At 33.6% G+C, this 14540-nt stretch carries 12 protein-coding genes; 6 read left to right on the plus strand and 6 right to left on the minus strand.

Annotation, left to right across the window (positions count from 1 at the left end):
- The first annotated feature begins 240 nt into the window (after positions 1–240).
- The 6 genes from ACHRVL_RS13335 (at position 241) to ACHRVL_RS13360 (ending at position 9316) form a co-directional block, all read left to right on the plus strand.
- Positions 241–1344 carry a fatty acid desaturase family protein gene (locus tag ACHRVL_RS13335; protein WP_395413534.1) on the plus strand — a complete coding sequence of 368 codons (1104 nt, stop codon included), beginning with the start codon at positions 241–243 and terminating at the stop codon, positions 1342–1344.
- Between the two features lie 257 nt (positions 1345–1601).
- On the plus strand, positions 1602–1964 hold the full coding sequence (locus ACHRVL_RS13340) for a hypothetical protein (protein WP_129054942.1): 363 nt from the start codon (positions 1602–1604) through the stop codon (positions 1962–1964).
- Between the two features lie 228 nt (positions 1965–2192).
- A complete protein-coding gene (locus tag ACHRVL_RS13345) occupies positions 2193–3299 on the plus strand; it encodes an efflux RND transporter periplasmic adaptor subunit (protein ID WP_089052784.1) in 1107 nt (368 codons plus the stop codon).
- A 33-nt stretch (positions 3300–3332) separates the two neighbouring features.
- Positions 3333–6446, plus strand: a complete 3114-nt coding sequence (locus ACHRVL_RS13350) for an efflux RND transporter permease subunit (RefSeq protein ID WP_395413537.1) — start codon at positions 3333–3335, stop codon at positions 6444–6446.
- Between the two features lie 9 nt (positions 6447–6455).
- Positions 6456–7958: a TolC family protein gene (locus ACHRVL_RS13355; RefSeq protein WP_395413540.1), complete on the plus strand. Its 1503-nt coding sequence runs from the start codon at positions 6456–6458 to the stop codon at positions 7956–7958.
- A gap of 713 nt (positions 7959–8671) precedes the next feature.
- Positions 8672–9316, plus strand: coding sequence for a M15 family metallopeptidase (locus ACHRVL_RS13360; RefSeq protein WP_395413542.1), 645 nt, complete (start codon positions 8672–8674; stop codon positions 9314–9316).
- 4 nt (positions 9317–9320) lie between these two features.
- On the opposite strand, the gene ACHRVL_RS13365 is transcribed toward ACHRVL_RS13360, so the two are convergent.
- From ACHRVL_RS13365 to ACHRVL_RS13390, 6 genes are all read right to left on the minus strand, one after another.
- Positions 9321–9887, minus strand: coding sequence for a hypothetical protein (locus ACHRVL_RS13365; RefSeq protein WP_370432873.1), 567 nt, complete (start codon positions 9885–9887; stop codon positions 9321–9323).
- Position 9888: 1 nt separating this feature from the next.
- Positions 9889–11070 carry a class I SAM-dependent methyltransferase gene (locus tag ACHRVL_RS13370; protein WP_395413544.1) on the minus strand — a complete coding sequence of 394 codons (1182 nt, stop codon included), beginning with the start codon at positions 11068–11070 and terminating at the stop codon, positions 9889–9891.
- Between the two features lie 2 nt (positions 11071–11072).
- The gene (locus tag ACHRVL_RS13375; protein WP_395413546.1) at positions 11073–12164 is read right to left on the minus strand and encodes an AI-2E family transporter; all 1092 of its coding nucleotides are present in this window, start codon (positions 12162–12164) and stop codon (positions 11073–11075) included.
- Positions 12165–12276: 112 nt separating this feature from the next.
- Positions 12277–13227, minus strand: coding sequence for a zinc metalloprotease (locus tag ACHRVL_RS13380; protein ID WP_395413547.1), 951 nt, complete (start codon positions 13225–13227; stop codon positions 12277–12279).
- A 159-nt stretch (positions 13228–13386) separates the two neighbouring features.
- Entirely contained in the window at positions 13387–13881 is a 495-nt protein-coding gene (locus ACHRVL_RS13385) for a TrmH family RNA methyltransferase (protein WP_395413550.1), read from the minus strand.
- A 10-nt stretch (positions 13882–13891) separates the two neighbouring features.
- Positions 13892–14530 (minus strand): DUF4159 domain-containing protein, encoded by a 639-nt coding sequence (locus tag ACHRVL_RS13390; RefSeq protein WP_395413552.1) that lies wholly within the window; start codon positions 14528–14530, stop codon positions 13892–13894.
- Positions 14531–14540: the final 10 nt, after the last annotated feature.

Consider the following 14540-nt stretch of genomic DNA (forward strand, 5'->3'; position numbering starts at 1 on the left):
GCTCTAGTTACCGAAGCACCGGGAGCGAATCCTGAAATTTCTCAAGCTGAAATTGAAGCTTTAATGAAAAGAGTTAGAGCGTAAAATATAAAAACTGAATATTCAAAGCCGTTCGATTGAACGGCTTTTTTGTTTTCGGCTTAAAAAGATAGTCTTTTTTTAATTTTGTAACACTTTGTTTTAGTGTGTTTTAACTTTTTTTTATTAAATTTGATGTAAGAATTTCTAGCCAAGACCATTATGGAAAAATTAAAACGCCCGGTGTATCTAAAAGCCGGTACTGATGATTTTTTTAAGAAGATGCGAACTGAAGTAAACGAAACAATTCTACAAAATTCATCCTTGTACCTATTCAATATTATTAAATCTTTAGGTCTCGTAGTCCTTTTCTTTTTGTCTTATAGCTGTATTTTGCTGTTTGGAAATAGTACACCCTTATTATTCTTTTTTTATATTTTGTGCGGTATAACTATGATCGTACTTTTTATAAATGCCTTTCATGACGCTGCACATGGTGCCTTATTCAAAAAATCAAAACATAATGAATGGTTTATGTATATTTTGGAGCTTTTTGGTGGCAACCATTGGCTTTGGACACGACGTCATATCAATCTTCATCATGCATATCCAAATGTTCCCGATTGGGATATAGATATTAAACAAAGTGACATTATAAGGATTTTTCCAAACAGTCCATTGCTCAATTATCATAAATATCAGCATATTTATATGTGGTTTATTTATCCGTTGTACAGCTTAAATTGGATTTATATTAGGGATTTCAAAGATTTTTTTGGAAAGAGAAATAATTATGTGAAAAAAGTGGTAGACAACATTCCACAAAAAGAAATATACAAACTGTTTTTAGCAAAAGCACTTAACTTATTTTACCTGCTTTTTATTCCTATGATCGTATTAAAGCAGCCTTGGTATATAGTTTTAGCAGGCTGGTTTTCGATGCATTTGTGCGGCAGTATGTTAGGAGTTGTTGCACTCGTGTCAACACATGTCGATGAAGATGCACATTTTCCAGAAACCGATGAAGATGGAAATTTATCAGCAACTTGGGCAATGCATCAAATGATTGTTACTAAAGATTTCAGCACCAATAGTAAATTGGCAAATTTTTTATACGGAGGCTTTACACATCATGTTGCACATCATCTTTTTCCAGGTGTTGGGCATACTTATTATCCTTATATAACACCAATTATTATGCGTTACGCGCAAGAGTACGATCTTCCTTATACTTCCTATCCGTTTTATCATGCAGTTCGGTCGCACTTTAGAATGCTCAAAAATAAAGGGGTGAAAGAAAATATTATGATGACAGGAGAAATCTAAAGATTCCTGAAAGTCAATCTTACATGTATATTTTTCGATAAGAATGTAGTTAAGAATGTAAATGAAAAGTTAACGATTTGTAAATACAATATACAATTAGAGGCTTATTCATTAAAAAACCGTGTTTGACTTAGGTATTTTGCTTTTTTTGGAAAAATTTAAGAATTGGTTATTTTTCAAATTACTATATTTGGCGCACCATCAAGAAAAGCACAGTCTTTTCAAACAACAAATATGTAATCCTTCGCTTTGCGTGCATGAAACAAATTAAGTTCATAAGTATTATTTTACTCTTTCTGCTCACTTTTACAAGCAGTGCAGAGTACTTTAAGCACCCTTCTGAATTTTCAGTTTGTCATGGTCAGGATTTTCTTTCAACATCAGAAATACCAGAGGTTTTACCTTCAGCACTAATTATATCCAAAGATCTGGATATACATTTTATAGTCAAAAAGAAGATGAAATCTCGTGCAGTCTCTTCAGACAGCAATATTTTAAAAAGTTTATTTTTTACCAAATTAGTACATTTTAAGGTCTTTGAAGACAGCTTGATTTATGGTATAGCAAACATATATCAAATTCAGCGTCATACACATCTTCATTTGTACCAGCTTTTCTAGATTTCCCAATTCCTTTTTATTTTTATATACAGAAACAAGTTTCTGGAATACCGCTTTATATTTATTTATAAAGGTAACTGCGCTATAAAAATATGCACTAAAACGGTACTGTTAAAAAGAATAAGCAGTATACGATAAACTCCCTATTTTCAATATTTAACCCATTTACCACTCCCTATAAATCAATATAGGGAGCCAGTATATTTATGTAATTTTTAAAAAACAATTATGAGCATTAGTAAAAAACAATTCCTTTTGTACGCATTCTCTGTTTTATTTCTAGCTTCTTGCGGAGATAAAGCCGAAAAAAAATCCGCAAATATAAAAACACTGCCTGTATATAAGGTAACTGTAAAAGATACCATCGTTTCAAATCGATTTGTTGCTGATGTACATGCTAAAAATAATGTCGAAATTCATGTTCGTATACCTGGATTACTAGATAAAGTTTATGTAAGCGAAGGACAGAGAGTAAAAAAAGGACAAATTCTTTTTAAGATCAGCGACGTAGAACTTCAAATACAACTTTTAAAAGCTGAAGCTGTTTACAAAAGTACATTGGCAGATCTTCGAATTGCTACAGTCGAATTGGAGCAGGCTCAAACTCTTTTTAATAAAAAAGTAATCGCTGATAAAGAATTAGAATTATCAAAAGCAAAGCACGATGCCGCAAATGCTAAAGTTGCTCATGCTTCGGCAGAGAGAAAAGCGATAAAACAGCAAATTAGTTTTACAACCATAACAGCACCTTTTGACGGAACTGTAGATCGTATCCCATTCAAAGAAGGAAGTTTAGTAGAAAATGGCTCTTTGCTGACAACAGTTTCACAATTAGACGATGTATATGCCTATTTCTCGATACCTGAAAATATTTACTTTCAAATGATGGCAGATAAAAGTCTTAATACCAAAGGCGATATCAAATTAGTATTGCCAAATGGTATGGTTTACGGTCAAACAGGAGAATTAAAAACAGCCGATGGAGAAATCGACAGACAAACAGGATCAATTCAGTACAAAGCCAAATTTCATAATCCGCAAGGTTTTATCAAACACGGAACATCTGGAAAACTGATTATTTCAGAGCCAAGAACCAATGTCGTTTTAATTCCGCAAAAAGCAGTTTTCTCTATCCAAGACAAGCAATTCGTTTTTGTGGTGGACAAAGGAGGAATTGTAAAAATGACCAATATTGTTATTGGAAGCACTCTTGATGATGTTTACATTTTGAAAAAAGGATTAAAAAAGAATGATCTTATTGTACATGAAGGAACCCAATCACTTCGAGATGGAGATAAGATTAACATTAGAGACGCACAAAGTGTAAGCTTATAAGCCATTACATAATTATTACTAAAAAAATATAAAATGATAGAGTTGTTTATCAAAAGAAAAATATTGTCACTTATCATATCCGTGATGATAGTACTTTTGGGGTTATTGGCTTTGTTTCAATTACCCATAACGCAGTTTCCAGATATTGTACCGCCGTCTGTAACCGTAACGGCAAAATATACAGGTGCCAATGCCGAAGTTTCGGCGAATGCTGTGGCACTACCTTTAGAACGAGCTATAAATGGTGTACCGGGAATGACTTATATGTCGACCGTTACCTCAAATGATGGTTTAACCCTAATTCAGGTTTTCTTTGAAGTAGGAACAGATCCTGATCTTGCCGCCGTAAACGTTCAAAATAGGGTAACAACCATACTAGACGAACTTCCAGAAGAAGTAATACGAGCTGGAGTAACTACCGAAAAGGAGGTAAATAGTATGTTAATGTACTTAAATATTACAAGTACAGATAAAACTCAGGACGAACAATTTATTTTCAACTTTACGGATATTAATATTCTTCAGGAATTAAAACGTATTGATGGAGTAGGTCGTGCCGAGATTATGGGACAGAAAGAATACTCAATGCGAGTATGGCTGGATCCGCAAAAAATGCTTTCCTATAATATTTCGGCAAACGAAGTGATAAGCTCGCTGCAAAAACAAAACATTTCTGCAGCTCCAGGTAAAGTTGGAGAAGGATCTGGGCAGCTTGATAATCAGCTTCAATATGTAATTAAATACGGAGGAAAATTCTTTGAACCTAAACAGTATGAAGAAGTGCCGCTTCGTGCCAACTCAGATGGTACCATCTTACGATTAAAAGATGTTTCTAATATCGAATTTGGAGCAATGAGTTACGGAATGGTTTCTAAGACTGACGGAAAACCTTCGGCTTCAATCATGTTGAAACAAAGACCGGGTTCGAATGCCTCTGAAGTAATTGCCAGCGTAAAAGAAAAAATGGCAGAATTGAAAATATCGTCTTTCCCTCCGGGAATGGATTATAATATTGCTTATGATGTATCGCGTTTTCTTGACGCTTCTATCGATGAGGTTTTAAAAACATTAATAGAAGCCTTTATTCTAGTAGCTTTTGTTGTTTTTATATTCTTGCAAGACTGGCGTTCTACGTTAATACCAGTATTGGCAGTACCTGTAGCCTTAATTGGTTCATTTGCCTTTATGTCGATGATGGGATTCTCTATAAACCTGCTTACCCTTTTTGCCCTAGTACTTTCCATAGGAATCGTTGTCGATAATGCCATTGTAGTTGTAGAAGCGGTCCATGTTAAAATTTCCGAAGAACATATGGCGCCCCTGCCTGCAACAATTAGTGCAATGAAAGAAATTACAGGCGCCGTTATTGCAATTACCATTGTTATGGCAGCCGTATTTATACCAGTTGCATTTTTGAGCGGTCCTGTTGGAGTTTTCTACAGACAGTTTTCGCTTACGATGGCTATTAGTATTGTAATTTCAGGAATTAACGCCCTTACATTAACACCAGCTTTGTGTGCCATAATGCTTAAACCGCACGATCCAGATAAAAAGAAAACATCATTATTAGATCGCTTCTTTGCTCGTTTTAATGCATGGTTCGACAATATTACTTCAAAATACATCAGAGTATTGTCAAAATTTGCAGACAGAAGTTCTATGACTATCGGACTTTTAGTTTTGTTCTGTTTCCTTACTTGGGGAACTTCGAAGTTTTTGCCTTCAGGATTTATACCTTCTGAAGATCAGGGAATGGTGTATGTAAATGTAACTACACCGCAGGGAGCTACCGTAGAACGTACCGAAAAAGTACTTGATGAAGTGACTCGTATCGCCAAGCAAATTGACGGAGTTGATAACGTAACAACTCTTGCCGGTTACAGCATCGTTACTGAAATTGCAGGAGCTTCTTATGGTATGGGAATGATAAATCTGAAAGACTGGAAAGATCGAAACATTTCTGTAAATGAATTTATTACAATGCTTACGCAGAAAACAAAAGGTATTGCCGATGCTCAAATCGAAGTTTTTGCACCGCCTACAGTTCCTGGTTTTGGTAATACCAGCGGTTTTGAGTTACGTTTGCTGGACAAATCAGGAGGAACCATCAATAATACTGATGCAGTTACCAAAAACTTTATTAAAGAATTGAATGCTTCGCCAGAAATACAAAATTCATTTACAAGTTTTGATGCTACATTCCCGCAGTATTTAATACATATTGATTATGATCTTGCGGCCAAAAAAGGAATATCTGTAGACAACGCCATGTCTACTTTGCAAACCATGCTGGGATCGTTTTATGCCACAAACTTTATTCGTTTTTCTCAAATGTATAAAGTAATGGTACAAGCAAGTCCGCAGTTTAGAAAAAATCCAGAAAGTATTCTAGACATGTATCTTAAAAATGATGCAGGTGAAATGGTGCCATTTTCAACATTTATAAAACTAGAACGAGTTTACGGCCCTGAGGTTCTAACGCGTTACAATATGTATATGTCTGCCATGATCAACGGGGAACCAGCTGAAGGATTTAGTTCTGGTGAAGCCATTGCAGCAGTAGAAAAAATCGCTGCCGAAAAGCTGCCAAGCAGATTCGAACTCGAATGGTCTGGAATGACACGTGAAGAAATTCTATCAGGAAATCAAACCATTTACATTTTTGCCTTATGTATTCTTTTCGTCTACTTATTACTTGCCGCACAATACGAGAGTTTACTGCTTCCGTTTCCAGTGCTTTTAAGTTTACCTGTAGGAGTTTTTGGTTCGTACCTCGCATTACTGGCAGTGGGCTTAGACAATAATATTTATGCACAAGTCGCCTTAGTCATGCTTATAGGACTCCTCGCCAAGAATGCCATTTTGATTGTAGAGTTTGCGATTGCCCAAAACAAGTTAGGACAGGGAATTACCGAAGCTGCAATTGAAGGGGCAAGATTACGTTTCAGACCTATTTTGATGACCTCATTTGCTTTTATTTCTGGACTTATACCGTTGTGTATTGCTTCTGGAGCCGGTGCAATTGGAAACCGATCTATTGGTACTGCAGCTGCAGGAGGAATGTTAATAGGAACCATTTTTGGACTGGTAATCATTCCGGGGCTTTACATCCTGTTTGCAAAAATTGAAAAAGCTTGGAATAAATAAATGAAAACAATGAAAAATAATTTTAGAAAATTTCTTAAACATACAGAGTCAATATATCACATCACGAATAAATCAAAATATGTACTTGTAGTTGTGTTTTTAATGTTACTTTCTGCCTGTTCTGCCCCGAAAGAGGCAGAGCAGCAGAAGGTAAAAACACTGCCTGAAAATTTTGCCTCAAATCCAAAAACAACAGCCAGCCAGCAGACATTTACACCGCTAAAAACAGAATCGTATTTTAAAGACCCAGAGCTGGAAAAATTGTTAGACATAGCAGTAGCTCAAAACCCTGATTATTTAGCAATGCAGCAAAGAATTCTCATTGCAAATTCGCATCTAAAAGTAGCAAAACTGGCTTTACTGCCATCATTTGATATTGGTGCTGATGTTTCAGGAACACATTATGGTAAATATACTATGGATGGTGTAGGGAACTTTGATACTAATTTTTCGCAGAACATATCAGAAAAACAAAGAATTAATACAGATGTAACTCCTAATTTGTTTTTAGGAGGAAAAGTATCTTGGGAAGCTGATATATGGGGAAAATTAAGCAATAGAAAAAAAGCTGCTCAACAAAGATTTCTTGCATCACAAGAAGGTGTGAGATTGTTACAGACAAGATTATTAAGCGATGTTGCTGAGCTTTATTTTAAGCTTATTGCACTCGACAAGCAAAAAGTAATTTATGAGCGAAACTTAAAAACGCAGCAGCGTGCCCTTGATATTGTTTCGGCACAGCGAGCAGTTGGTAAAGCAACAGAATTAGCAGTGCAGCAATTTAATGCTCAAAACAATAATATTTTGGCTGAAGCCGAAGAATTGAACCTTAGTATAGATCAAACAGAAAAAGCTTTGTTGACTCTTTTAGGTGAATATGGAGGTAAAGTTACGAGAAGTAAAGATTTTCTATCAGGTCACCTTGAAGTACTGAATCAAAAAATGAGTGTTGATTCAATCATACATAATCGACCAGATGTGTCACAAGCCTATTTCGAATTATTGGCTACAAAAGCAGATGCAAAATCGGCGAGAGCTGCTTTTTTCCCAACAGTAAACTTAGGAGGTTATGTTGGTCTTAATTCATTTTCTTTTGCAACATTCTTCGACAGCGGATCATTTGCTTGGCAGTTATTGGGCGGAATTACTGCACCAATATTCAATAAGGGACAAATTAAACATGAATTTTTTACTGCCAATCGCAGACAGCAGATCAGTTTTTTAGAATATCAAAATTCGATCACGACTGCTTACAATGAATTGAGTGCATTATTGTATCGCACAAAAGCGTTTGAAGATGTTTTAAAATATAAGTCAAAACAAGTTGAACATCTTGAAATTGCCGTAAATGTGTCAAATGATTTGTATTTGAGCGGTTATGCCAATTATTTGGAAATTATAAATGCACAAAAAGACATGCTGCAGGCAGAACTTGATTTTGTAGACATACAATTTAAAAATGTAAGCTCACAAGTATTGCTGTACAAAGCTTTAGGAGGAGGAATAAACTAAAAACTTCTTCAATGCTGTTTCTAATAAAATGCGTAAAGGTCTCTGACTTTTGCGCATTTTTTTGTTATCCTTTGTATGAAAAAAACTTAGTTAAAGAAAAATATTTATATTTATCGAGACGAACTGAATCAGGCTAAATAGTTAAGAAGTCAAATTAAATAGTATGAAAAAAATATCCAGTAACACGACATACTTTCGAAGAAAAATTATTCCAATAATCCTCTCCGTAAATTTACTAGTATTGTTTTTGGGCTTTTCAATTTTTGATTTTACATTTAGAAATTTAGCATTTATATTTTTTCCAACGTTAATTTTTTTTATTGCATGGATATTAAGATTTAGAAGACTAGAAATAGTCTATTTAGGAGATAAGTTTTTAGAAACTAATACTCAAAAGATATTATTTGAGAATATTATATCTGTCAATAAAATAAGTTCATTTTGTTATAAGATAACATATCAGGTAGATGATACAATTAAGTCCATTATTTTTATGATCGATTCATTTCCTTCTTATCCATCTTCAATTCCTAATTCAGTGAAAGAAATTACAGAGTTTATGAAAAGTAATAAAAGGTAAATTACATTTTGCTTTGCGACGACTCGTTCAATTAATCAGCCAAAAGAAAAATCAAAATTATCCATTTGAAAACCGATAAAATAGGAGATTGGCGTTTTTTTGAGTAATTTCATTTTTTCAAAATTTAAAATTCATGGTACAATTAACCAAAACTCTTTTTGCGATCGCTTTTTTTTCAGTAATAACTGCAAATGCTCAAAACGAAACATATGCAAGTCCCAAAGAAGTTGCAGATACAACTTTTGTAAATTTAAAAGACTATAGCAAAGATTTTGTGTACGATATGAAATACGCGACCGAAGATAATTTTTTGAAAGCAAAAGTATACGATTGCGCAGAGTGTTTACTGCGTTACAAAACGGTTAAAGCTTTGATTGCGGCCAATAAAGATTTTATAGAGAAAGGCTATAGAATTAAACTTTTTGATTGTTATAGACCTTTATCGATTCAGAAAAAAATGTGGGAGATTGTTCCAAAACCTGAATATGTTGCAGATCCAAAAAAAGGATCAATTCATAATAGAGGAGGAGCTGTAGATATTACATTAGTTGATTCTAATGGCAAAGAGTTAGAAATGGGAACTTCTTTTGATTACTTTGGTTTTGAGGCAAGCCACAGCTTTCCAACACTTCCTAGAAAAGTAAAATCGAACAGAAAATTTCTGAAAAAAATAATGATTGATAATGGGTTCAATCCATTCGATTCAGAATGGTGGCACTATAATTTAAAAACAGGGCTCAAAGACCCTGTTTCTAATCAAAAATGGAATTGTGAATAATTAATTATTCAACACATCTTATGTTTTCCATAAAGTAAGTATTGGGTTGGTAGGTTTTGCCGTTCATTTCAGAAACCAACTCGCTTTTTACAATATAATCGTCTATATTAGTCAAGTACTTAATTCTCATGATCGAAACTGGTGATTTTTTCAATTCCTCAAAGTTATCTTTCATGAACATAAAAATCCCTGTATTTACACGGTTGTCAAAACCTTTATCATCGCGAAGTAAAGTACCGCAGTTTTCTTGATTGATATGTAGTAAAGTAACAATTTTACCATTTTCTAACTGCAAGAATATTTTTGAGTTTTTATCAAAACAGTTGGCTTTCATAAAATCTTTACTTTTTTGAATCAGCTGCATGTTCAAAGTTGGAAGACCATCCGTTTGAGCCAGCGAAAAGAAGATGTAGCTGGAAGTACCTCCAAAGTTTTTCTCGCTTACTAAATATTCATTAGTTATTTTATAAGTTCCAATAGAATCGGTAACGTTAGCACTGTATTCACATGGTTTTTGTGCAAATGCAGTAAAGGTTAATAAAAAAAAGGTTAGTGTAATTAAGTGTTTCATTTTAAATTATTTTTCTGCAAATTAAAACTATTTTGTTGTCATTTTTATCAGTTGTAAAAAAACAATATTTATTACCGCCATTTTTTATTTTCCATTTTTTTCGAATGTTCTCTACCGTTTCAGGAAAATTTCTAGTGGTAATATTTGCCTGTTCATTTACAAGCTCCGTTTTCATATCATTTTTATTGTACGGAATCACTTTTTCTATTTCGAAAGCACGCCCGGGAAAATCAATTAATTCGTTAGAAGTATATAAATGCGAATGTTTGTGCAGTTTGCCAATTTTAAAAATCGAGCTTACTTCATCAAATCCGCCAGATTTCATTATTGCCGAATTGGGTTCGTAAATGTACTTTTTAGGCAATTCATAAGGCATAAAATCCATTTCGTCATCCAAAATAAAATCAAAAGTTTCAATTTTATCCTTTAGAATATTAGCCGTTTTTAAAGTGATACTGCCTTTATACTGATTGTGAATTTCAAAAAGCAATTCTTTTACCTCGTTTTCGAGAGCAATTATATGAATGTTTTTTACAAATTTTAATTCAGATAAACCCGCAGAAATATCCAGTAAAGGAGCTGTTTTAATTAAAATAGAATTTGATTTTTCAAAATAGAAGTCTAATGATTCAGGAACATTTGGCAAACAGTCTTTCAGCATAAAAACCTTGCCTTTGGCATCATTTCGGCGAGAAGGATCAATATAAATCCAATCCCAATTTACTTCAGATTTATCTAAAATAGTTGCAGAATCAGCAGCATAGAAATCACAGTTTGAAATTTTCAGCTGTTCAAAATTATGTTTTACAATATTGGATAAATCCTCATTGATTTCGCAATGCGCAACAACGTTAAACTTTTTAGAAAAGTAATAATCATCAACTCCAAAACCGCCCGTAAGATCAATTAAAGATTTACCTGAAATTAATGAAGCTTTATAAGCAGCCGTTTTTTCTGATGAGGTTTGTTCAACAGAAACCTTGCTTGGATAAATAATGTTTTCAGTTGAGAACCAGGTTGGCAGTTTATCTTTAGCTTTAGTTCTTGCTTCGATTTGATTTAAAACTGCTATCCAGTCAATCTCAGGAAAAGGATTTTTCTGAAGCGCAAGTTTACTAATAGAAACACCAGTATTTTGAGTAATAAATTCTTGGATATTTTTGTTTAAAATCGAAAAGTTCAATGCTAAATTCTTTCAGTTAATACGGAGACAATTTTGTTGTCAGGGAAAAATTCTTTTAAGATTACTTTTACCATAGTAAAAAATGGAATTGCAATAATCATTCCTACGATTCCAAAAGTGATACCGCTGATTACCGTAATTAAGAATATCTCTAACGGATGCGAATTTACACTTTTTGATGAAATTATAGGCTGGCTGATATTATTATCAATTGCCTGAACAAGTAAAAAGCCTATGACTACATAAATGGTTGTTGGAAGAATTTCAGATTGAAAATCTTGACCAATTAAACTAATCATAGTTAATAATGCCGCTAGTATAGTACCTATAATTGGTCCTATATAAGGTATGATGTTTAAAATTGCACATAAAAAAGCGATTACAAATGCATTTTTGTTGCCAAAAATGAGAAGCACAATAAAATACAAAATAAATACCACCGTTAATTGAAGTAGTAAACCAATAAAATAACGGGTTAAAAAGTGATTTATCTTGGCAACTGAGTTTAAAATTTTATCTTCATTAGTGTCAGGCAGAATTTTTCTGGCAGAAAGTTTAAAAGCATCTTGATCTTTAATGAAGAAAAAAGTTATGAAAAATACCGAAACGAATCCCATACCCATATCAGCCATAAAGCTGAAAAGAGAGTTTAAGAAACCTGTAAAATAAGTTAAATCCAGCATGGAAGTTATTTTTGATTCTTTTAAAACTTTATTCAAATCTACATGCTGAATATTAAAGTAACTTTCGATACTCTTTTCTGTAGCAATAAACTGCTGCTGCAGGTTGTTAGTATCGAGCAGTGATAAATTATTGGCTTGTGAAATAATTAATGGAACAAATAGTAAAATAAAACCCACTAATGCTAATACAAAAAGTACAAGCGTTGTAGTGGCGGCTAATGAATTGCTGAATTTTAGTTTGTTTTTCAAAAACTGCACTAACGGATTTGCAATTAGGCATAATATTAAAGAAATACATAAGTAAACAATAACACTTTGAATTTCATATAAAAAATAGAGTCCCGCGCCAACAAGTAAGATTGTAGTTAAAGCTCTTAAAATTCCGTTTGAAATAGTTTTTGACGTCACCATATTTTAATTTTAGATGATAAATATAGGAAAAAGCTTTTGAAAATTTTGGATAAACAAAAAAAAGCGAGATGATAACATCCCGCTTTTTGTTTTGTAAATTATGGTGTTTGTTTTAGATCCCAAAAGCCGCTCTTGGTCCTCCTGAAAGGAAAATAGCTGCCATTCTGCTTTTTTGTCCCTCTGAAAACATATACATGGCATTATCATCAACATAATCCATATAATTCATTGTCATTTCTACAGGAGTTCCTGTACATGTGCTGTAATGCGGATATGCTGGAACACCATAGTTTGCAGTATTGTGTGTTGGTGTATCAGTTACTAAGTCACTTCCACAGCTTGCGTCTCCCCAAATATGGCGTAAATTCATCCAGTGACCCACTTCATGAGTTCCGGTTCTGCCAAGATTAAATGGTGCATTTGCAGCACCAGATAAACCAAAGTATCTAGAATCAATTACAACTCCGTCAGTTGCCGAAGCACCGCCGGGAAATTGTGCATAACCCAAAATTCCGCCTCCAATTGCGCAAGACCATAAATTAAGTTTTGTAGTTGGAGAAGTTGGTGCAATACCGCCTTGAGCCGTTTTTTTCATGGCGTCATTTGTACCCCAAGAAGTTTTGTTTGTTGATTTTCTGATCACTTGATCTAAAACAAAGGTAATTCCTATATTGGCTTTAACTCCTGAAAATAAAGCAGGAACATTTCCGTAATCAGAATTTTGTGCATTGAAATCTTTGTTTAAAACATCGATTTGTGTTTGAATTTGTGCATTCGAAATATTCTGTGCTGCTGTTTTGTACAAAACATTCACAACAACCGGAATTTCGATTTTGCCATTCACTAAACGATTTGTAAGTAATTTTTGATTGGTAAAGGCTTCAATTTCATTCATCCTAATGGCTAACGTAGGATCTGCCTTTAATTGAGCATCTAAAACTTCCTGTGAAGCACAAGCACGACGAGTTACGGCACTTGTGTCTGAATTTGACGATTCAGTTTGGTCGTTTTGACATGAAAACAGCACTAATGCTGTGATTGCGGTAATAATAACTTTTTTCATAATACTTGGGGTTTTTGTTATAAAAAATTAAATTTGGTTATTTATGTCGCAATTTTATAACAAAATGATGTTTTGACCAAAAAAATATAACAATTTTTTTTGTCAGAATTTTACAAGCCCTTGTATAGTCTAGTTCTTACAAAAATGTTAAATATTTTTTTATGAAGTAAATTCGTATAAAGCTATACTTGCAGCTTGCACAACATTCATGCTGCTGTTTTTTCCAAACATATTTATATGCACAATTTGATGTGAAATTTTTAAAAGCTCATCAGAAATACCATTAATTTCATTGCCTATAATGAGTGCAATTTTTCGGTTTTCAGGAATTTGAACTTCTTTTAAAGGTTTGCTGGTACTTGTGATTTCAAGTGAGATAATCTCGAAGTTGTTTTCTTTCAGAAAAGTGATTAAGTCAGAAGTTTCTTCAATAATAGTATGAGGTACATGAAGATGTGTGCTGCGTGAGGTCTTGTTTATTTTTCTTGGAGTTAAAGGAATATCCCTGCCTACGAAAATAATGTTCTCAACTCCCAGAGCTTCACCAATTCTAAAAAGCGAACCAATATTTTGCTGAAAATAAATATGATCGCAAACCAAAGTTATTGGAAATGTTTTTCTTTCAAATTGATTTTCTTCGTGAGTAAGCTGCACTTTTTTGTCTTTAATTGGTAAAAATATAGTTGATGATATTGGCTCCCATTTTCAGTGCCTTATCACGAACATTTGTAGGGTCATTGTGTACTTCTGGATCTTCCCATCCGTCACCTAAATCGCATTCGTAAGTGTATAATAAAACTAATTTATTTTCCACGAAAATTCCAAAAGCCTGTGCGCGACTTCCATCATGCTCATGAATTTTAGGAAGTCCGTTTGGAAAAGGATAAGGTTTTTGAAAGATCGGGTGATTGGCAGGAATTTCAATTAAATTATTATTTGGAAATATCTTTTTTATTTCCTTTCGAATATATTGATCCATTCCATAATTGTCATCAATATGTAAAAAACCTCCAGCAGTTAAGTAATTTCTAAGATTAGTAACATCAGAATCGCTGAAAACTACATTTCCATGACCAGTCATATGCACAAACGGATACGAAAGTAAATCAGGATTACTGGGTTCAACCGTTGATGGTTTTGCTTTTATTCTAGTATTAATGTTCGCATTGCAAAATCGTATTAAGTTTGGAAGCGAAGTTGGATTTGCATACCAATCGCCGCCGCCGCTGTATTTAAGCAAAGCAATTTCTTGCGAGAAAGAAGAAATAGAAACGAATAAAAATAAAAGAAATATTTTTTTCATTGTTGTTGAA

The organism is Flavobacterium sp. FlaQc-28 (assembly GCF_044007415.1).
Classification (GTDB): domain Bacteria; phylum Bacteroidota; class Bacteroidia; order Flavobacteriales; family Flavobacteriaceae; genus Flavobacterium.